The organism is Streptococcus huangxiaojuni (genome assembly GCF_040930515.1).
GTDB lineage: Bacteria > Bacillota > Bacilli > Lactobacillales > Streptococcaceae > Streptococcus > Streptococcus huangxiaojuni.
Genome location: NZ_JBFQEG010000002.1, coordinates 1 through 18,265 on the forward strand (window position 1 = coordinate 1; position 18,265 = coordinate 18,265).

At 39.5% G+C, this 18,265-nt stretch carries 19 protein-coding genes and 1 pseudogene; 13 read left to right on the forward strand and 7 right to left on the reverse strand.

What is annotated here, in order from left to right:
• The 9 genes and pseudogenes from AB3329_RS01415 to AB3329_RS01455 all read left to right on the forward strand — a co-directional run.
• Positions 1–191, forward strand: a pseudogene (locus tag AB3329_RS01415) (group II intron reverse transcriptase/maturase); the annotation flags it as partial.
• 265 nt (positions 192–456) lie between these two features.
• Positions 457–2,463, forward strand: a complete 2,007-nt coding sequence (locus AB3329_RS01420; RefSeq protein WP_368393957.1) for a PTS sugar transporter subunit IIA — start codon at positions 457–459, stop codon at positions 2,461–2,463.
• Between the two features lie 6 nt (positions 2,464–2,469).
• Entirely contained in the window at positions 2,470–3,081 is a 612-nt protein-coding gene (locus AB3329_RS01425) for a bifunctional 4-hydroxy-2-oxoglutarate aldolase/2-dehydro-3-deoxy-phosphogluconate aldolase (protein WP_368393958.1), read from the forward strand.
• 21 nt (positions 3,082–3,102) lie between these two features.
• Entirely contained in the window at positions 3,103–3,609 is a 507-nt protein-coding gene (locus tag AB3329_RS01430; protein ID WP_368393959.1) for a PTS sugar transporter subunit IIA, read from the forward strand.
• Between the two features lie 188 nt (positions 3,610–3,797).
• Entirely contained in the window at positions 3,798–4,079 is a 282-nt protein-coding gene (locus AB3329_RS01435; protein ID WP_368393960.1) for a PTS sugar transporter subunit IIB, read from the forward strand.
• Between the two features lie 24 nt (positions 4,080–4,103).
• Positions 4,104–5,453 carry a PTS galactitol transporter subunit IIC gene (locus AB3329_RS01440; protein ID WP_368393962.1) on the forward strand — a complete coding sequence of 450 codons (1,350 nt, stop codon included), beginning with the start codon at positions 4,104–4,106 and terminating at the stop codon, positions 5,451–5,453.
• Positions 5,454–5,488: 35 nt separating this feature from the next.
• The gene (gene dgoD / locus AB3329_RS01445) at positions 5,489–6,634 is read left to right on the forward strand and encodes a galactonate dehydratase (RefSeq protein WP_067065163.1); all 1,146 of its coding nucleotides are present in this window, start codon (positions 5,489–5,491) and stop codon (positions 6,632–6,634) included.
• Positions 6,635–6,660: 26 nt separating this feature from the next.
• Positions 6,661–7,101: a hypothetical protein gene (locus AB3329_RS01450; RefSeq protein WP_368393964.1), complete on the forward strand. Its 441-nt coding sequence runs from the start codon at positions 6,661–6,663 to the stop codon at positions 7,099–7,101.
• A 176-nt stretch (positions 7,102–7,277) separates the two neighbouring features.
• Complete coding sequence (locus AB3329_RS01455; RefSeq protein ID WP_368393965.1) at positions 7,278–8,462, forward strand: oxidoreductase; 1,185 nt, start codon at positions 7,278–7,280, stop codon at positions 8,460–8,462.
• 88 nt (positions 8,463–8,550) lie between these two features.
• Here AB3329_RS01455 and AB3329_RS01460 read toward each other — a convergent pair whose 3' ends face one another.
• Positions 8,551–9,468, reverse strand: coding sequence for a LysR family transcriptional regulator (locus tag AB3329_RS01460; protein ID WP_368393967.1), 918 nt, complete (start codon positions 9,466–9,468; stop codon positions 8,551–8,553).
• A gap of 339 nt (positions 9,469–9,807) precedes the next feature.
• Here AB3329_RS01460 and AB3329_RS01465 point away from each other — a divergent pair, with 339 nt between their 5' ends.
• The 3 genes from AB3329_RS01465 to AB3329_RS01475 all read left to right on the forward strand — a co-directional run bounded on the left by AB3329_RS01465 (position 9,808) and on the right by AB3329_RS01475 (position 12,710).
• Positions 9,808–10,782 carry an alpha/beta hydrolase gene (locus AB3329_RS01465; RefSeq protein WP_368393968.1) on the forward strand — a complete coding sequence of 325 codons (975 nt, stop codon included), beginning with the start codon at positions 9,808–9,810 and terminating at the stop codon, positions 10,780–10,782.
• Positions 10,783–10,945: 163 nt separating this feature from the next.
• Positions 10,946–11,839: an alpha/beta hydrolase family protein gene (locus AB3329_RS01470; protein WP_368393969.1), complete on the forward strand. Its 894-nt coding sequence runs from the start codon at positions 10,946–10,948 to the stop codon at positions 11,837–11,839.
• A 286-nt stretch (positions 11,840–12,125) separates the two neighbouring features.
• On the forward strand, positions 12,126–12,710 hold the full coding sequence (locus tag AB3329_RS01475; RefSeq protein WP_368393970.1) for a DUF6287 domain-containing protein: 585 nt from the start codon (positions 12,126–12,128) through the stop codon (positions 12,708–12,710).
• 36 nt (positions 12,711–12,746) lie between these two features.
• On the opposite strand, the gene AB3329_RS01480 is transcribed toward AB3329_RS01475, so the two are convergent.
• The 6 genes from AB3329_RS01480 to AB3329_RS01505 form a co-directional block, all read right to left on the reverse strand.
• On the reverse strand, positions 12,747–13,562 hold the full coding sequence (locus tag AB3329_RS01480) for a CPBP family intramembrane glutamic endopeptidase (RefSeq protein ID WP_368393971.1): 816 nt from the start codon (positions 13,560–13,562) through the stop codon (positions 12,747–12,749).
• A gap of 228 nt (positions 13,563–13,790) precedes the next feature.
• Positions 13,791–14,630 carry a CPBP family intramembrane glutamic endopeptidase gene (locus tag AB3329_RS01485; RefSeq protein ID WP_368393972.1) on the reverse strand — a complete coding sequence of 280 codons (840 nt, stop codon included), beginning with the start codon at positions 14,628–14,630 and terminating at the stop codon, positions 13,791–13,793.
• Between the two features lie 32 nt (positions 14,631–14,662).
• On the reverse strand, positions 14,663–15,466 hold the full coding sequence (locus AB3329_RS01490) for a CPBP family intramembrane glutamic endopeptidase (RefSeq protein WP_368393973.1): 804 nt from the start codon (positions 15,464–15,466) through the stop codon (positions 14,663–14,665).
• A gap of 7 nt (positions 15,467–15,473) precedes the next feature.
• Positions 15,474–16,445, reverse strand: coding sequence for a DUF4097 family beta strand repeat-containing protein (locus AB3329_RS01495; protein WP_368393974.1), 972 nt, complete (start codon positions 16,443–16,445; stop codon positions 15,474–15,476).
• A complete protein-coding gene (locus tag AB3329_RS01500) occupies positions 16,442–17,035 on the reverse strand; it encodes a DUF1700 domain-containing protein (protein ID WP_368393975.1) in 594 nt (197 codons plus the stop codon). Before AB3329_RS01500 ends, AB3329_RS01495 begins: the two co-directional genes overlap by 4 nt.
• Positions 17,032–17,349, reverse strand: a complete 318-nt coding sequence (locus AB3329_RS01505) for a PadR family transcriptional regulator (protein ID WP_067062493.1) — start codon at positions 17,347–17,349, stop codon at positions 17,032–17,034. The genes AB3329_RS01500 and AB3329_RS01505 overlap by 4 nt, the downstream gene beginning before the upstream one ends.
• A 291-nt stretch (positions 17,350–17,640) precedes the next feature.
• Between AB3329_RS01505 and AB3329_RS01510 the strand changes: the two genes are divergently transcribed.
• Complete coding sequence (locus AB3329_RS01510; RefSeq protein WP_368393976.1) at positions 17,641–18,105, forward strand: GNAT family N-acetyltransferase; 465 nt, start codon at positions 17,641–17,643, stop codon at positions 18,103–18,105.
• Positions 18,106–18,265: the final 160 nt, after the last annotated feature.

An 18,265-nucleotide genomic window follows, 5' to 3' on the forward strand; every position in this document is an offset into this window, starting at 1 on the left:
AACGACGTTGGGGATTGCTTAAATTAGGCGTTCCTAGGTGGTTAGCCGATAAGGTATCGGGCTGGGGTGACCACTATCAATTGGTTGCTCACAAATCGGTTCTTAAACGTGCTATATCAAAACCAGTCCTTGCAAAACGAGGACTGGTTAGCTGCTTAGATTATTACATGAAGCGACATGTGATAAGTTAATGGAACCGCCGTATGCCGAACGGCACGTACGGTGGTGTGAGAGGGGCTACTAGTAGTTAGACCCTACTCGATTTGGTAGCAGATAGAGTCAAAATTTTTTTAATAGTGTTGCCTCTTTTTCAGTATCTGTTTAAGAAAGTTTAATTAGAATGTTATTTCTTTGTAGAAAGGTGTACAAAAGTTGTTATGGAAAAAGATTTATTTTAAGGACAAGGCCTCTTATAATAGAATTGAAATAAAAACAGTTAGTTAGGAGGGACAGAAGATGAATGACCGTATCAGTAAAATAATTAATTTGCTTTTTAAAAATCCTAACTATAAAGTTTCCGACTTGGAAAAAATAACTGGTTTATCCAGAAGGCAGATCAATTATGCATTAAAACAGTTAAATGAGAAATTGGCTGAATCCAACCTTCCTATTATTAAAAAAGATTCTACTGGTTTGATAACTGTTCCTCAGGAAGTTATACAAGATTATGCAAAAACAGATAAAGAAAAAGAAAATTTTTATTTTGAAAATGAACGGGTTGACTTAATTTGTCTCTATTTAGCTCTGAGTGATGAAGAAGTTTCTTTAAATCACTTAATGGATATTTTGATGGTCAGTAAAAATACAGCGGTCAATGATATTAAAAACTCAAATGCAGCTATTGAAAACTATAACATTTGTATTGAATATTCAAGGTCAAAAGGTTACCATTTGCTTGGTTCAGAAGGTGATATACGTAATTTAATTGAAGCTGTTGTTGAAAGAACTATCAAATTTAAAAGAGACTTTTCAGCTATAGATGACTATTTCACTATACGTAAGGATGAAGTCATTCATTTGATTAGAGAAATTGAGAAAAGACTTCATATCAGCTATTCTGATGAATCATTTGATTTTTTAGCTAACATATTGATGTATGTTTTCCATCGTATTAGGAAAAAAGGGGTTCATATACAAGGAGTCGAGAATGAGCAGATAAAACAGAGTAAGGAGTACAAAGCTTTGCTGCTTATGTTGCAAGGTACAGTTTACGAAGCTGATATTGGCTGGATTAGTTTGAAATTTATGGCATCTGATATTTATATTATTGAAAAATCACATCTTGATGTAAATAATGACCAGCTCTTTCAACTAATTCACAAAATGGTTGCCGAGTTTCAAAGGATGACTTTAATTGAAGTGTCTGATTGCTCAGAATTTGAAATGCGACTATACAATCACTTGAGACCGGCTTGTTTCAGAATAATGTATGATATTGCAGTCAGGGATGGTCATGGCAATGTTAACAGGCAAAGCTATAATACTTTAAAAATTATGATTTTGGAGCTTATTAAGCCAATTGAAAATTACATCGGTAAGTCTTTCCCTGATGATGAACTGGAACTACTGACTCTTTATTTTGGTTCACAGCTGCATGACTTAGATAAAGAGCTTTCACCGAAAGCAAAAGCAGTGGTGGTTTGTTCCAATGGTTTAATTGTTTCGAGAATGATGCTGGAGCTTCTTAAAAGGTTATTTCCAGAAATACATTTTCTAACAGCCTTATCTATAAGAGAATTTGAACAGTTTTCATCGGATTATGATTTAGTTTTTACAACCAGCCCTTTAAATACAACTATTTACCAGTATATCATAAATCCTATTATGACTGATGAAGAGCAGCTTCACCTTCGCTACAGAGTTTTAGAAGATATCGGTCTTTTAAATACCAATCAAAAGGTTAATGCCATTGTTAAAACTATTGAAAAATACGCTAAAATAGACGATTTGGACGCTTTGAAGACAGAGTTAGGTTTACGTCTCGGGAATAAAAACCTGCTTCAAAATGATGATTGTTTACCAAAGCTTTCTTATTATATGAAACCGGACTGGATGCAAATTACTGAGGAGCATTTTGCTTGGAAAGAAGCGATACGTTTTGCCTTTAAGCCGATGCTGTTTGATCATAGTTTAGAGAGGGATTATACAGAAATGGCTATTGCAGATTATCAAAATAACCAAAGTTATAGTTTTTTTGGGAAATCTACTGCTGTCCCTCATATAGACGCTAAGGAGCTTGTGCATCAGGAAATTATAGGATTTACTGTTTTTAAAAAGGTAGTCGTTTTCCCAAAAGGGCAGCAGATACATATTATCGCTCCGATTGCTATTATTGATACAACTAAGCATTTGCTTGCTGTTAAAGAACTTGCCGAGTATGTCATGGATGACCATAATATAGAAAAAATATTGTCAATACAAAATAAACAAACACTGTACCAGATGATTTGCGAAAGGAAGTGAGATACAATGCGTTTGGAAGATTACAGGCGGTTTACAGTTATCATAAGAGGCTATAACTTGCAGCAGGCAGATAAAATTATAAATGTTTTGCGTGAATATGCACAATACTTTACTGTTGAAATAGCATTAAATACAAAGGATTCTTTACCTATGCTTCGCTTTTTGTCAGCAAAATACGGTCAAAAGATTTTTATTGGTGCCGGTACTGTGAAAACTTTAGAAGATGCCAAAGCTGCTGTTGGAGCTGGTGCCCAATTTTTATTGTCGCCTCACGGTTTTACACAGTCCATGCTGGATTATAGTAAAGCAGAAGGTATTCTTGCGATTCCAGGAGCGATGACGCCTTCAGAGATTAATGAACAGTTTACTATGGGAGCTGATATTGTCAAAATTTTCCCAGCAGAAACAGTAGGTAGTCAGTTTTTCGAAGCTGTACAATCACCTTTGGGGAGTCTGCCATTGATGGCTGTTGGAGGCATCAATGCGGTTAATTTCAAAGATTTTTTTAATAAGGGAGCTATGTATATCGGAATGGGGGGAGGAATATTTAGAAATTTAAATATTGATACAGTCAGTGAAGCTACTATTCGAGAATTACTGGAGGTTTACTTAAAATAGATTTAAGAAGGAAGTGACTATATGACATTTAATGTGAGAGTTAGTGAAGAATTAATTTTTGAACAGGTTGAATTAAACAGTCAGGAAGAGGCGATTAGCCTTTTAGCTGATGCATTAAAAGGACAAGGTTTTGTCAAAAAAGACTATAAAAAAGCTATTTTAAGAAGAGAGAAAGAATATCCCACAGGACTGCCTTCTTTGCCACCTATGGTGGCGATCCCCCATGCTGATTATAACTTGGTAAAGCAGACTTCTATTGCGGTGGCAACACTAAAAAAACCAATCGTATTTTATAATATGGAATCACCAGAGCAAAAACTGGATATTTATATCGTTATCATGTTAGCGATTTCAGAGCCTCATGGACAAATTGAAATGCTTCAAAAAATAATCACTTTGGTTCAAAACAAACAGCTTAAAGATATTATTTTAAACAGCAATAAAAAGAGAATACTGTCTGTTTTTAAAAAAGAAGTTTTGGCTGAATACGATATAAATATTAAAGGGATGAAATCATTCAGTGAGTGATTTTATCCTGAGCCTAGAAATTAAAAGGCATGAACCTTATGGTTCTGGGACTTTGTCCTACTCTTGTTGACTGAATGCGCCCTAAATGTTGCAGGAAAAGATAAAAAACTCCTAGAAATTGAGATTTTTTTGGTATTTTTCCATGCGCTTTTTAACGGGCTTTGTATCTTGGTAAAGGAGTTAAGTACATGAAAAAGATTTTAGTAGCTTGTGGCAATGGAATTGCAACATCGACAGTTGTAGCAGCAAAAATACGTGATTTTTTGGAAGAACATGGGGAGCAGACCACTATCACACAATGTAAATTGATGGAGGTCCCTTCCAAGGTAGCAGACTACGACTTACTGGTCACAACAGGCCAGTTTGAAGGCGATGCACATGGTGTAGCACAAATTAAAGCTATGCCGATACTAACAGGTATCGGAGCGGATCAAGTATTAGAGGATGTACTGAAGGCTGTCAAGTCCTGAATATATACTTAAGAGGATAAAAAAATGAATATAATAATGGATGTGTTTAATTTCTTTATTAACGCTGGCGCAACTGTAATGCTGCCAGTCATCATTACCATTATCGGTTTAATATTTGGATTAAAACTACAAAAAGCATTTCAGTCGGGTCTAACCTTAGCTATCGGTTTTGCCGGAATTAAATTAATCTTGGATTATATGACTTCCAATATAGGCCCTGCTGCAAAAGCTATGGTAGAAAGAACCGGTGTTCAGCTGGATGCTCTTGATGTCGGCTGGGGGTCAATAGCTGCGGTGACTTGGGCATCTCCTATTATTGCTGTGCTGATTTTCAGTATTTTACTGATAAATGTTGCTATGCTAATTTTAAAAGTAACGAATACTATGGATGTTGATATTTGGAATTACCATCATATGGCAATTGTCGGTGTCATGGTTTATTTTGTGACAAAAAACATTTTCCTAGGTGCCGGAGCTAGTGCAGCTATGGCTGTTATTACTTTTAAATTTTCGGATTGGTCACAAGGGATGGTGGAAGAGTTCTTTGGTATCCCCGGAGTATCTTTACCAACAGTTTCTGCTCTGTCATCATTAGTCATTGCCTGGCCGATAAATTGGTTATTGGATAAGATTCCTTTTATCAAAAATTCTACTTTCTCAATTAAAGATGCCCAGAAATATTTGGGATTTTTTGGGGACCAAATGATTATGGGAGGGATTATTGGTTTGGCTATAGGACTGTTAGCTGGCTATGATCTGACAGCTATACTGCAGTTAGGTGTCAGTATGTCAGCAGTACTTGTGCTAATTCCTAAAATGACCGCCTTATTTATGGAAGGCCTAATGCCGATATCGGATGCTGCGCAGAAATGGTCGCAAAAACGCCTCAAAGGACGGAAAGTTTTTATCGGCTTAGATGCAGCTGTTGTTGTTGGAAATCAAGATGTTATCACAACAGCCTTGATAATTATTCCACTAACAATAGCCATGGCCTTGGTTCTTCCTGGCAACCGAGTATTGCCCTTTGCTGATTTAGCAGTTGTTCCTTTTCGAGTTGCTATGGTTGTAGCTTTGACCCGGGGTAATCTTTTAAAAAATATTATTATTGGCTTAGTTGTCACTGCATCATTACTATGGTGTGGCTCTGCTACAGCTCCAGTTTTGACAAGTATCGCTCAATCAGTAGGCATTGAGCTGGGAACAAGCGCTATTTTAATTTCTTCTTTTGCTGCAACGGCTATGGTGCAAAGTTATTTAGTCTTTTTGGCATTTACTGCCAAACCGTTAATAGGAATTCCGCTCTTAGTGTTTGGCTTTGGTGTTTATTGGTTCTTTATTGAGAAAGCTGTTTCTCGAAATCAAAAAACAATTTAATGAAAGATAAGCTGGCTTTAGAAAGCGTGATTGGTATGAAAATAACAAATATAAAAGTGTACAAAATAAAACCTCGCTGGATTTTCATCAAATTGACGACAGATGACGGTATTGAAGGATGGGGTGAGATGATTTCAGGGACAAAGACTGAGACAGTTGTTGCTGGAGCTTATGAAATGGGAACACGTATAATAGGAAGAAACCCTTTTGAGATTGAACGGCTTTTTCAAGAGCTACACCGTTCTTTTTTTCGCGGTGGTCCCATTAATGCGACAATTGTATCAGGCATAGAGATGGCACTTTGGGATATTAAAGGGAAGGCTTTAGAGGTACCAGTTTATGAATTGCTTGGAGGAGCAGCCAGAGATAAAATTAAAGTTTACTCATGGATCGGAGGAGACCGACCAGATGATGTTTTGGCCCAAGCAAAGGACAGAGTCGAACGGGGCTTTACAGCGGTTAAAATGAATGCAACAGAAGAATTGCATTATATTGATTCTTTTACAAAAATAGATGCTGTGGTTGAGCGCTTGGCTTCCATTCATGATTATTTTGGTAGTAAACTATCTGTCGGAATTGATTTTCACGGTCGAGTCCATAAACCGATGGCAAAAGTTTTAGCCAAAGCTTTGGAGCCATACCGCCCTATGTTTTTAGAAGAGGTTGTTCTTCCTGAGAATGAAGAATATTTCAAAGAAATAGCCAGTCAGGTGTCAATTCCTTTGGCAACAGGCGAACGTCTATACACAAGGTGGCAATTTAAAGAAATTTTTAAGACAGGAGCTATTGACATTATTCAGCCGGATGTAGCTTTAGCAGGAGGAATATTGGAAACTCGTAAAATCGCTGCTATGGCTGAAGCTTATGATATGGCGGTTGCTCCTCATGCTCCATATGGCCCTGTCGCACTGGCCGCAACATTACAGATTGACAGCTCCACACCTAATGTTTTTATTCAGGAACAGAGTTTGGGAATTCATTATAATAAGGGTTTTGACTTGCTGGATTTTGTAGACAATAAAGACTTGTTTCAATATAAGGATGGCTTTGTGTCAATCCCAGATAAACCGGGCTTAGGCATTGAAATTAATGAAAGTTACGTAAAAGAAATTGCTCAAGAAGGTTTAGTTTGGACGAATCCATCTTGGAGAAATGATGATGGCACTATAGCTGAATGGTAAACTGATGGTGCTAAGGAGGAAGTGAGATGGAGTTCTTATTTATAGTTTTGCTCTTATTGGGTTATACAATTTATTATCAGACACAAATGAAAAAAATTTTTATAAAGAGTAAACGCTCAATTTTTAAAAGCAGTCTATTACTGCTAGCAGGGGTATTTTTTGTTTTGATACTAGCTCCAAGAGCCCCAAATTTGGGTATGAATTTGTTGATTGGTTTCCTTTTAATTCTACAGGCTTGGCAAAAAGAAGGACTGAGCAGAGATCGTGTGATAAAATTTGGTGTCCGTAATGGGAAGCTGGCAGAGTATGAAAAACTGATTATTCATAATGAGCACCCTGGGACACGCTTAGAATGTCAAAGTTCGACCAGACGTTCAGATATTAATCTATATTTTAAAGAAGAGCCAAAAGTTATTAGAAAGTTTTTAAACGACTGCAAACTACATTGTGAACTGTTACAAAAATAAAGAAGTCAATATTCTGAGAGATAATAGTGACTTATAACTGAGAGATAATAGTGACTTATAAGAGAAAACTGATGGCCTGTTAAGCTAACCTGAACAGTCTATCAACTTTTTCGAAATTCCCAAGAAGATTGTGAAATGATACACTTAATATATCAAATATATGGAGGCGTTTCCACATGAAGCAATTAACAGACAGTGTCACTTTCCGACATGGTGCGGAGATTAAAACGCGCACCGCGCAGTCGCCTATGCTGACCAACAGCGGTTTAGACGAAAAAGTGACTCAGGATACGATTGATTACTATGCAGCACGCTCTCAATCTGCTGGTATGGTCATTGTTGAGTATACCAGTGTCAGTCCCAATGGCGGTCCATCGCGCTCTTGGGCGCCTAATCGGGAACAATTGGCTGTTTACAATGATGATTTTAAGCCGGGCTTGGCAAAAGTAGCAGAAGTCTTGAAAAAAGACGGCAATAAAGCCTTGCTTCAGTTGGTTCACTCGGGTCGTGAAGCGGCTTATCGCCATGAACTCGGAGGGCGGGTCGAAGTCCCATCTAAGCTTGATTTCCCTTGGATTGATTATCCTCTTTATGAACTGACTGAGGATGAGGTATGGGGGATTGTCAAAGACTTCGGAGCTGCTGCTAAACGGGCGATCGACTGCGGTTTTGATGGTGTTGAAATTCACGGTGCCAATCACTATCTTCACCAAGAATTCTTCTCTGCTTTCTCAAATAAACGCACCGATTTCTGGGGCGGCAGCTTAGAAAAGCGGATGAATTTTGCACTCGAAGTGGCGCGTGAGATCTTTAAAGTTGTTAATGAGTTTGCTCCAAAAGACTTTATCGTCGGTTACCGTATCAGCCCCGAAGAAATTCATGGTGAAAATATCGGTTATACTTGGCACGAGTCTAAAGAGCTGGTAAGAGCTTTGACAGAACAATTTGAGTTTGACTACATTCACCTCTCAACTAATGATTACACGAAAACACCGTCTGACTCTGATAAGAACTTTGCTCAGTTATTGGGTGATGAAGTGCAGGCTCCAGCCTTACTGATGATTGCAGGCGGCATTCATACGGTCGAAAAAATGCAGGATGCTCTGAACTATGTTGATATTGTCAGCCTCGGACGTCCAACTTTGATTGATCCGCAGATCGCTCACAAGTTAGAAAAAGGACTTGAAGATCAAATCAGCCTGTCCTTCAATGAAGAATCCGTAGCAGCAGCCAAGCTTACACCGGGCTTGATGGCCCTCTTAGCTAATGCAGAATACTTTGCTATGCCAGGTATGGACTATCTCCAAACATTAGTCGATGAAAAGCTTGACGATGTTGTGACACACGATGGCACACAGTAAAGCAGCTGATTATCAGCCGGTCGAGTCCAATCAGCTCTCACTGGCAGGCTGAGACAGCTGAAATTTTAAAATATCATAAAAAGAGAGGCTATTCGGCCTCTCTTTTTATGATATCTGTAATGGTATCCATCAGCTGTTCAGTCTGTGATGAAAGCTTTTTGTTGGGATTGATTAACCAGCCGAGTGTAAACTGATCATCAATAAGGTGGCCAATATCAATATGACCAAGCTCCTTAATATTTTCATTAGTTGACAGCTGTTCTTGGGCGATTCGCCCAAAGCAGACGGTATTTAACTGTAGAATGGCTTGGCTCATAGCCCAGGCGTCATCTGTCCGAAGAACCAAAGGGAGCGGGCCGCAGATGTTCTGCAAATTTTCGTACAGTGTATCATGCAGACTGTCATTGAAAAGACTGAATCGTTGCTTTTTGATATCTTCAATAGTAATGGGTTCCTGCTTATCCAAAAGAGGATTTTTTGGAGAACAAAGCATGACCAGCTTAGTATGGCAAACCGGGCGAAATTCCAGTCCCTGCAGCTCATTTTGATTCATGTGATTAGTTGCAATGAAGCCGGCATCGATTTCATGATGATGTAGCCGTCTAATGATAGAAGGCAGTTCATGGCAGCTGATATCGAAAGTCGTATACTGATAGTCTTTTTCATAATGCTGTAAAAACCCTTCCCAAAAAGGGCGCAGCATCACATTCATATAATGGATTGTTATTTTTTGAAAATGGTCTGGGCTGGCCATAAAATGCGCCTGATTTTCAAGAGCATTTTTGGCACGCAGGATGTCTGAAACAGAGGACAGTAATTTTTGACCTTCTGGTGTCAGAGATGTCCCCAAAGACGTTCGTTCAAAGAGTTTGATAGCAAGCTCATCTTCTAACTGAGAAATAGCCAGACTCAGACCGGATTTACTAATATGAAGGACTTCAGCGGCTTTTTGCAGAGACTGGTAATGAGAAAGTATCTCGGCGTAGAGAAGTTGTTCAAAATTCATAGTGCATCCTTTGTCACTTGACCAATGAAAAGTTGAAAAAGATTTTAAATTTAATGCTGCAAAGGTCAGAATTCCTCTTGAGGCAAAAAGAAAGAGGAGCTGAACTTCTTTCACACACATCATATCAAAATAAAAAAAACTTGTAAAAGAAAAATCAGGTCAGCTTGATAAAAGCTGATAGGTCGCAATTGCTGGATTAGAGTCAGAAGGAGAAATGGCCTATTTTTAAGAGGTGCAAGGAAATGCTTTTTAAGCATAATGCCTATATAAAATAAGTATTTGCCTATATCTCTAGGATGGTCTATAATAAAAATAAATAAAAGAAAGAGAGAATCCATCATGACAGAAGAGCATTTACAGTTAACTCAAGAATGGGATAAAGTTTTTCCAAAAAGCGATAAAGTCGACCACCAAAAGGTGACCTTCCATAATCACTTCGGCATTACCTTGGCTGCTGACATGTATAAGCCCAAGAATGTTCAGGGGAAATTACCGGCTTTAGCAGTCGCAGGACCTTTTGGTGCTGTAAAAGAACAGTCGTCCGGTCTGTATGCTCAGGAAATGGCAGAACGCGGCTACCTCACGATTGCTTTTGATCCTTCTTATACTGGAGAATCAGGCGGTTTTCCGCGATATATGCAGTCTCCGGATATTAACACTGAAGATTTTCAGGCTGCTGTTGATTTCCTGTCAACATTGGATGAGGCAGATTCCGAAAAAATTGGGATTATCGGAGTCTGTGGCTGGGGCGGCATTGCCTTAAATGCAGCGGCTATCGATTCGCGTATCAAGGTAACCGTTGTTTCGACAATGTATGATATGTCCCGTGTTGCCGGCAATGGTTATAATGATGCAGCTGACAATGAAGCAGCTCGCTATGAGCAACGGTTAGCGCTCAGCAATCAGCGAACTGAAGACTATAAAACTGGTACTTACAAACTGGCCGGCGGAGTTGTTGATCCTTTACCGGAAGATGCGCCGCAGTTTATCAAAGATTATTATGCTTATTACAAGCAGCCGCGCGGCTATCACAGCCGCAGTGTGAACTCCAATGACGGTTGGGCAGTGCAGTCCAATACTAGCTTTGCTAATACACGCTTCCTTTATTATACGGATGAAATCCGCAATGCGGTGCTGCTGGTTCACGGCGATGCTGCTCATTCTTATTATATGGGAAAGGACGCCTTTGCTAAGTTAAAAGGTGAAAATAAACAGATGATTACAGTTTCAGGGGCCAACCACTGCGATCTCTATGATCAAAAAGATAAAATCCCATTTACTGAAATTGAAGCTTTTATCAAGAAGAATATCTAGTGTTTAAAGAGGCAGGGGAACAAAGTCCTGCCTCGTTTCACTTTTTAAACCTATGCGTTTGGCGCAGTGGCTGATTGGTAAATAGCGCCCTTAATCAGCTGTGCGGAGGCGGACAACAAAATCTGAATGATAGTAAGAGTACTTTGATAGAAAGGCCCGAAAAATGACAAGAAAGACTATTTTCATTACTGCCTTGATTGCAGGGACTGTTTTTTTGCTGGCTGTTTTTTGGATAATCAATAATAATCAGTCTCCTAAAGATGCAACAAATCAAACCGATGAAACGGCAAGAGAAGGCTATCAATTTACCAACAAAACAATTTCTTTTGTAAGCAATGATAATACCATCTATGGACGTGCACTCATTCCTCAAACAGATATGCCTGTACCGACTATCATCGTTTGTCATGGGTTTGGAGGCAATTATGAACAAGAGCTGACCATGCAAGAGAATTTAGCAGCGAGCGGTATTGCAGTCTATGCTTTTGATTTTGCCGGCGGATCAGGCTATGATTCTGGCAAAAGTGAGGGTGAGATGACCGATATGTCCGTTTTGACAGAGGTTCAGAATCTTAAAGACGCTCTTGTGGCTCTTGAAAATCAAGAGTTCTTCGATAAAGATAATCTTTACCTTTTAGGTGGCAGCCAAGGAGGTGTCGTTTCCAGTATTGCGGCAGCAGAAAATCCGGAAGCGGTTAAGGGCTTAATTCTGCTCTACCCAGCCTTTTCCCTTTTTGATGATGCTCATAACCGTTTTGAGTCTGCCGAAGCCATTCCTGAAACTTACAACCTAATGGGCTTGACAGTTGGAAGCCGTTATTTTACTGATATTTGGGACTATGATATCTATGATAAAATCAGTCAGTATGACGGAGACGTTCGCATCTTTCACGGAACTGACGATAGTCTGGTCCCTATTTCTTATGCAGAAAGGGCAAGTGAAGTGTTTCCCCATGCTGTCTTAACAAAATTAAAAGGAGAAGGGCATGGATTTTCGAATTCAGCACAGAAAGAAGCAGCTGAAAATATCGCAAATTTCATTAAAGAAGCTGAGTAGAAAGCTAAAGAAATGAAATAAAAATATTCGTTTTGTCATAAAAAGACTTCCTCTGCGCTTAAGCAGGTGCTGATAAAGGAATGAGGTTTCAAAAGCCATCGAGGCTGTTTGCTTTTAAGGATTATAAAAGCAGGACAGCCGTTTGTAATCTGTTATATCTGACCTGTTTGAATCGTGAAATTTTTAAATTTCTTTAAGATTTCTTTTCTTTTATGCTAAAAGACTGTTCTTATTGTCGATAATTGTGTACAATAGAAAGAAATAAGAATTTAGGAGAATTGACATTATGGCACGTCATCGTAAAAAAGCAGATAATAGCAACACCTTGAGGATTTTCCTCATTTTAGGTGTGGTTTTACTGGCTTTAGGACTGATTATTTTTGCTGTTTCGGCCTATATTAATAATAGAGAAAGCAGTACGACAACATCCAGTTCAACAGCACAGACCCTGATGAGTTCATCAGATACAAGTGAGAATACAGAAACATCTCAGACAGATCAAGCTTTAGATATAGCTGCTCTGGCTAACGAAGATTATAACAGTGCTGCGGGTGTTTGGCTCAGCAGTAATGGCAACAGTTTAACTTTTAATGCTGAAGGGCTGGAAAGCAGTGACATTCAGGGAACGGTTGATTTCACCATCACCCCTTACCAGCAGTTGGACGATAATACCTATTTGGCGACTCTGACATCAGCAGACGGCAGTCTGGTATATGATCTTTACTTTATCAAGGCTGGATCTGAACTGCCGGAAGATTATTTTGCCGAAGGCTATACGGATACCTCTGACCATGATAAAGACCGTCTTTATATTACTAGCGATCTTGTCGGAGGAGAGGATTACGCAGATAACATTTTGTACAGACAATAAGCACAAAAAAGAGGCAGGATGAAGCCTCTTTTTCTTTTATCTAAAAAATGAAGCTGACTGAATACTTTCCCAAGATTTTAGCCTGTCTCGATAGTGATAAAGCAGCCAAGCAGCTGTTAACAGCATAAGCAGTCCGTTAATGAGGAGGGGCATGCTGGGAGTCAGTCCCAGCATAGAGAGAATTTCTCTGGTCATATGCATGCCGCCGTGAACAGCCACAGCAGCCCAAGTGGTCCGAAAAAGGTATTTGAGCAGACAAGCCAACAGGCCAAAACAAAAAGCATAAAAGACATTGAACAGACCGGCGATGCTTCCGCCCAAAGAGGGAAAGATGTGGACGATGTGCATTAAGGCAAAAAGGCTGCTTGATATCCATAAGGCAGGCAGCGGCTTCCGCTCCAAGGTCTGAATCATATAACCACGGAAGACGATTTCTTCCGGAAAGCCCTGCAACAGAAAAGAAAGAGCAAAACTCTGCCAGAGATTAGGAAGACTAAAACTGTTACCGGAGAAGTAATCGTGAAAAATCAGAACAGACACCCCTGCGCCGAGAATAACCAGAAAAGCTGTCAGCAGGAGTGATAGCATAAATCCCTGCAGAGCGTGTTTATCAAGCTTTAATTCTAAGACAGACCAAGGGCGGCGGTCAATAATCCGAGTGAAGAACCAGGTATAAGCCAAATAGATTAGGCAAAGCAGGGTAAAAGGAACAGCTTTACTAAATTGAGGGAACAATTTCTGGCTCTGGTAGGGAAGCAGAATCAGAAAAGTTGGAACCAAATATAAAACAGTTACCCCAAAACTCCGAATAAGAGGCGAGAACAATCTTTTTTTATTTGTAGCAACAGACATAACATACCTCCTTAAGATACAAAGCCCGTTAAAAACGCAAAAGGAAAATGGCGGTAAGTCCGAAATCTTTGCTTTCGCAGACGCATCCTTGCAAAGCCTTCAGACATCTACGGCTTTCAAATTACATAGTCTATTCATCCTTTTCGCTAGGATTTTAGGGCGTGCGTTCAGTCAACAAAGATACAAAGGCTCTGTCCATTATTTTTGGTCGTTTCTTAGGATCAGTTATCAAGCGATAGTTGTTTGTGGCTGGAGTTTTTCCCATGATACTAATCTTTGACGCTGGTAATAGATTATAAAGGCAGATACCACTAGCATTAAACAAGGAGTAAGGAGCATCATGGTTTTTGTTTCATAAAAGCCGGGGATCACTGCTGTCAGGACTTGTAAAGTCATATGCATGCCGCTGTGAACGGCAACGGCAGCCCAGGTGGTCCGAAAAAGATATTTCATTAAGCAGGATAAAATACCAAGGCAGAAAGCATAAAAAATAGTGAGATAGCCTTCACTGTCGTAGGGATTGCCGCCAAAGAAGGGAATAATATGAACAATATGGTCTAAGGCAAAGAGGGCACTTGATATGAATAAGGTTGGCATTGGCTTTTTTTGCAAAGTCTGAACTAGATAACCACGCCAAACCATTTCTTCCGGAAAGCCCTGCAGTAAAAAGGAAAGTGCAAAGCTACGCCAGAGTTCAGGCAAGCCAAAGTGGACTGTACCAGAAAAACGGTCGTGGAAGAAGATAATAGACAGCCAGCTTCCTAAAAGGACAATCACAATTGTTAATAATAAAGCGGCCAAAAACCCCTTTAAGGCATTTTTATCAAGCTTCAATTCCAAAACTGACCAAGGGCGTCGGTCAATTATTCGTGTAAAAAACCAGGTATAAGCTATATAGGCTAAGCAAACTGAGATTTCATAAAATTCATAAAAAATTTGGGGGAGATTACTTTGGAAAAGAAAAAGAGGAATAGCGATTACACAAATAGGCAGCAAGGCTGTGAGTGTCACTAGACAAGCTCTGGTGAGAGGTGTCAGCAGCCTGTCTTGAAATGATGTCTGTGTCATAATAAAGCCTCCTGAAAATTGATAGAAGCCTTTCAAGTATTAGAACGGCTGAATTTAAGCTTTCTTTTGTTTGACGTTCTAAGCAGATAAATTATCAAAAGGGCTGACAGATAAGCAAGGACAGCAATTGGAGAAATGTCAATGCCGTATTGACCGCCAAACCAGAAGGAAGTATCATTGAAAGTGAAAAGAAGGGTGAAGAAATTCCAAAGGGCATGAATCAGGATACTGTCAGTAACTGAATTGGTCTCGTACACACTGTAAGAAAGAAGTGCACTGAAGGAAAGGCCAGCAAGGAGAAGCTGACAGACTGTCAAAAAATCTAAAGGACCATTTAGCAGATGAAGGAGGGCAAAAATTATTGCGGGGACTAGAACAGCTGTGAATTTGGAATATTTAATTTCAAAAACAGTCAGTAAGAGCCCACGGAAAAAGATTTCTTCTACTGCCGGTGCAGCTAGGGTGCCAATAATAATTCTGCCCCAAGGCTGATGGCTGAGAGACAGTTTTCCTCCAATGAGCAGGAGGCCGACCAAAACTGTTAATGGCAGGAGGATTCCGACGATTTGCCAGCTGATTTTTGGACGAGATAAGCGGATGCGGCAGTCTTTAAGGCTTAGTCGGCAGTAGTGTTCAGCCAGAAGTTTGGCAAAGATTAGAGCAAAATTTAAGTAGAACAAGGCAAAGAGGACAGAGGACAAGTTTTCATTTTCCTTTATTGGGGGCAGTAAATAGATAAATCCAGCTAACAGACCTGCTGCCAGCATGACGAAGATAATTAAAAATGTGCTGAAAATAATATGCCTGCTGAAAAAGGCTTGTCTCTTTGCTGCCATGTCTTACCTACCTTACTTTTAAGTCACCGTTAACACTAAACAGGGACAGACGGTTGTCACTTTTGTAATCAGCTGTTGCCTGGCTGCTGACTGAACAGTCTCCATTTTGCGACTGAGCTGTTACAAAGACATTGTAAGAAGCGAGTTCAAATTTACTGTCACCGTTTTGGTTGCTGATATCATTTATGCCTTTAAAGCTGACTTTTTCTGCCTTTAAGTCTCCATCGTTTAAACGCAGTTTGCTGTCTGTTACGATAGTTTCATTTATCTTAACATCTCCGTTCCCACTTTCAAGTGAACAGTTTTTCATAGTAACGGAGCTCAGCTTGCAGTCGCCATTAGAAATAATGAAAGTTCCATTTTGAAATTGACTGTCAGCTGCTTTAAAATCACCATTGCTAATCAGGACCTCGCTTTTTTTAAAGGAATTGCCCGAAATAGAAAGGTCCCCATTTTTAGCTTCCAAACTGCAGTTATCTACTGATAAGTTAGCCAGCTTGAGGTCTCCGCTGTTGACCGACAGAGAACAGCTGGTCAGTTCACTTCCCTTAGGCAGATAGAGGATAACCTGATAAGGATTTGGCTGATCTTCAAATCTTTGCTGGAACCAAAGGATAAGATCACTGACTGATAACAGATGAATCCTGTTCTTATAAACTGAAGTCACTTTTGTATTTTCGGTCAGACGGAGTTTTCCTTTTCGGTTAGTCAGTTCAAGAGGGGATTGATTTTTAACATTGTAATAGCTTAGATAGGCCTGTTTAGCATCAGTTTCTTTGATGCCGATATCCAGCCTGTCTAAATCAGCCTCCAGATTGTTGAAAGAAGTTAGTTTTTCTTCCTGCAGGGTAAAGTCTCCTTTGTTCTTATCTACAATTGACTGAAAGCCACCGACTTTATAACCGATTTGCAATAAGATTGCTCCTGAAAATGAGAGACAGAGTCCCACAATAAGAACTATTTTTTTCCATCTTTTCATTGTTTTCCCCTCTTTCTAATAGCAGAAACAGTTCCGCCTACCACTGTAACAGTAAGCTGACTGCACCATTTGCCGATTTGCAGTATAAGCAGAATCAGCAAAAGCGGCAGGCCCAGAAAAAGCCCTCCCATTCCAAATTCTACCAGTGCGGCAGCAAAATCAGACGAGATTGTCATGAATGCCTCGATAATAAGATCTGCACCGACAACCAAAAAGGAAAGGGCAACACAGACTGCTGCAAGAAGCAGGCTGAAAAAAACGATAACTGCAGTAAACAAAAGACTGACAGCAACAATAAACAGCGGAAATGCTACAGGCGAAGCCAGAAGAGCTAACAGGGCTATCCAGAGCAGATTAGCATGGCTTTTGGCGCTCTTGGGATTTTGATCCATTTTTTCATCTAAGAGCCGGTAAAGAATTTCATTGGCTGCTTCTTTAGGACTCCCCAATTCCTCAATGACCTGCGCTTCATTTTCAGGTCCGGCTTCATCAAAATACTCTGAAAAATAATCCATAGCCTCTGTAAAATCCTGATGCGGAAGCCTTTTTAGATGTTTTTCCAGCTGCTCTAAATACTCTTTGCGTGTCATTTCCTAATCCTCCCTTCAATAATACCGTCCAGTACAGCTTTATAATCCTGCCATTCTTGCTTGAGGTAGGCAGTTTGTGCCTTTCCCTCTTCTGTTATCGCATAATATTTTCGGTTGCGGCCCTGATATTTCTGTGAATAAGTCGTCAGAAAGCCGGCCTTTTCCAATTTCTTCAAAATGGGATAAAGAGTGGATTCTTTAATATTAGCGGCAATTTTAATGGTTTGGCTGATTTCGTAGCCATAAGAATCCTGCTTTTCAATAATAGAAAGTACTAAATACTCAATTAAGATAGATGAAATAGGAAAATACATAACATACACTCACTTTATGTATAATATTTTTATATATAATTATTCTATATATAAATTTTATACCTATTCTCGTTTAATGTCAATAGAAAAAACATAATTTAAAGAAAAAAACGGATTATAGAAAGTAAGCTGGAAAATTTCAGATTGACAGTCTCAGCCCATTAGAAAAGCATCAGAAGATACCGCTTCATCTATTTTTATGCTACAATAAGGAAAGAAAAAAGCCAGCTAAAGAAAGACAAATTATCTCTTTTTTCTGATGGGTTTTGTATCTTGTTTAAGGAGGGGCTAATGACGATAAGACGTGCTCAATTGAAGGATATTCCTGCTCTTGAAAAGCTTTTGCAGCAAATTTTGACTGTCCACCATCAGGCCAGGCCTGATTTATTTGTTTCAGAGGGCGGGAAGTACAGCGGGGAAGAATTAAAAGATTTAGTGCTTGACAAACAGCGTCCGGTTTTTGTTTACGAGGATGAGCATGGCCGAATTTTGGGGCACTTGTTCACAATAATACAGGAAGCTAAGGCTCCGGCAGTCCCTCATAAAACTCTTTTTATTGATGATCTTTGTGTCGATGAAGAAGCGCGGGGGCAGAAAATCGGCTCTGAGCTCTATCAGTTTGCTTTGAAATATGCCCGAAAAATTGGCTGTTATAATCTAACTCTCAATGTTTGGAACGATAATCAAGGGGCTTTGCGTTTTTATGAGCGTCAAGGATTGAGAGCTCAGGAAACACGTCTAGAGCAGATTCTTTAACTAGGAAATCACTAAAGGAAACAGCATCAGCTGATAGTTTGTTCAGATGGCATGGCTGATTCAGCCTGTATGCAACTGATTTGTTGGTAAATTGTAAAAAATATGATACAGTTCACCTGACTTTCCCATGCTAAGGCGATAATAAAGGGATTAAAGTTTC

Bases quoted from the DNA above. Each gene is read 5' to 3' on its own strand.
- AB3329_RS01455 (WP_368393965.1), top strand. From the start codon at position 7,278: ATGAAGCAATTAACAGACAGTGTCACTTTCCGACATGGTGCGGAGATT.
- AB3329_RS01435 (WP_368393960.1), top strand. From the start codon at position 3,798: ATGAAAAAGATTTTAGTAGCTTGTGGCAATGGAATTGCAACATCGACA.
- AB3329_RS01485 (WP_368393972.1), bottom strand. From the start codon at position 14,630: ATGACACAGACATCATTTCAAGACAGGCTGCTGACACCTCTCACCAGA.
- AB3329_RS01430 (WP_368393959.1), top strand. From the start codon at position 3,103: ATGACATTTAATGTGAGAGTTAGTGAAGAATTAATTTTTGAACAGGTT.
- AB3329_RS01495 (WP_368393974.1), bottom strand. From the start codon at position 16,445: ATGAAAAGATGGAAAAAAATAGTTCTTATTGTGGGACTCTGTCTCTCA.
- AB3329_RS01505 (WP_067062493.1), bottom strand. From the start codon at position 17,349: ATGTATTTTCCTATTTCATCTATCTTAATTGAGTATTTAGTACTTTCT.
- AB3329_RS01440 (WP_368393962.1), top strand. From the start codon at position 4,104: ATGAATATAATAATGGATGTGTTTAATTTCTTTATTAACGCTGGCGCA.
- AB3329_RS01470 (WP_368393969.1), top strand. From the start codon at position 10,946: ATGACAAGAAAGACTATTTTCATTACTGCCTTGATTGCAGGGACTGTT.
- dgoD (WP_067065163.1), top strand. From the start codon at position 5,489: ATGAAAATAACAAATATAAAAGTGTACAAAATAAAACCTCGCTGGATT.
- AB3329_RS01425 (WP_368393958.1), top strand. From the start codon at position 2,470: ATGCGTTTGGAAGATTACAGGCGGTTTACAGTTATCATAAGAGGCTAT.
- AB3329_RS01460 (WP_368393967.1), bottom strand. From the start codon at position 9,468: ATGAATTTTGAACAACTTCTCTACGCCGAGATACTTTCTCATTACCAG.
- AB3329_RS01510 (WP_368393976.1), top strand. From the start codon at position 17,641: ATGACGATAAGACGTGCTCAATTGAAGGATATTCCTGCTCTTGAAAAG.
- AB3329_RS01500 (WP_368393975.1), bottom strand. From the start codon at position 17,035: ATGACACGCAAAGAGTATTTAGAGCAGCTGGAAAAACATCTAAAAAGG.
- AB3329_RS01490 (WP_368393973.1), bottom strand. From the start codon at position 15,466: ATGGCAGCAAAGAGACAAGCCTTTTTCAGCAGGCATATTATTTTCAGC.
- AB3329_RS01475 (WP_368393970.1), top strand. From the start codon at position 12,126: ATGGCACGTCATCGTAAAAAAGCAGATAATAGCAACACCTTGAGGATT.
- AB3329_RS01465 (WP_368393968.1), top strand. From the start codon at position 9,808: ATGACAGAAGAGCATTTACAGTTAACTCAAGAATGGGATAAAGTTTTT.
- AB3329_RS01450 (WP_368393964.1), top strand. From the start codon at position 6,661: ATGGAGTTCTTATTTATAGTTTTGCTCTTATTGGGTTATACAATTTAT.
- AB3329_RS01480 (WP_368393971.1), bottom strand. From the start codon at position 13,562: ATGTCTGTTGCTACAAATAAAAAAAGATTGTTCTCGCCTCTTATTCGG.
- AB3329_RS01420 (WP_368393957.1), top strand. From the start codon at position 457: ATGAATGACCGTATCAGTAAAATAATTAATTTGCTTTTTAAAAATCCT.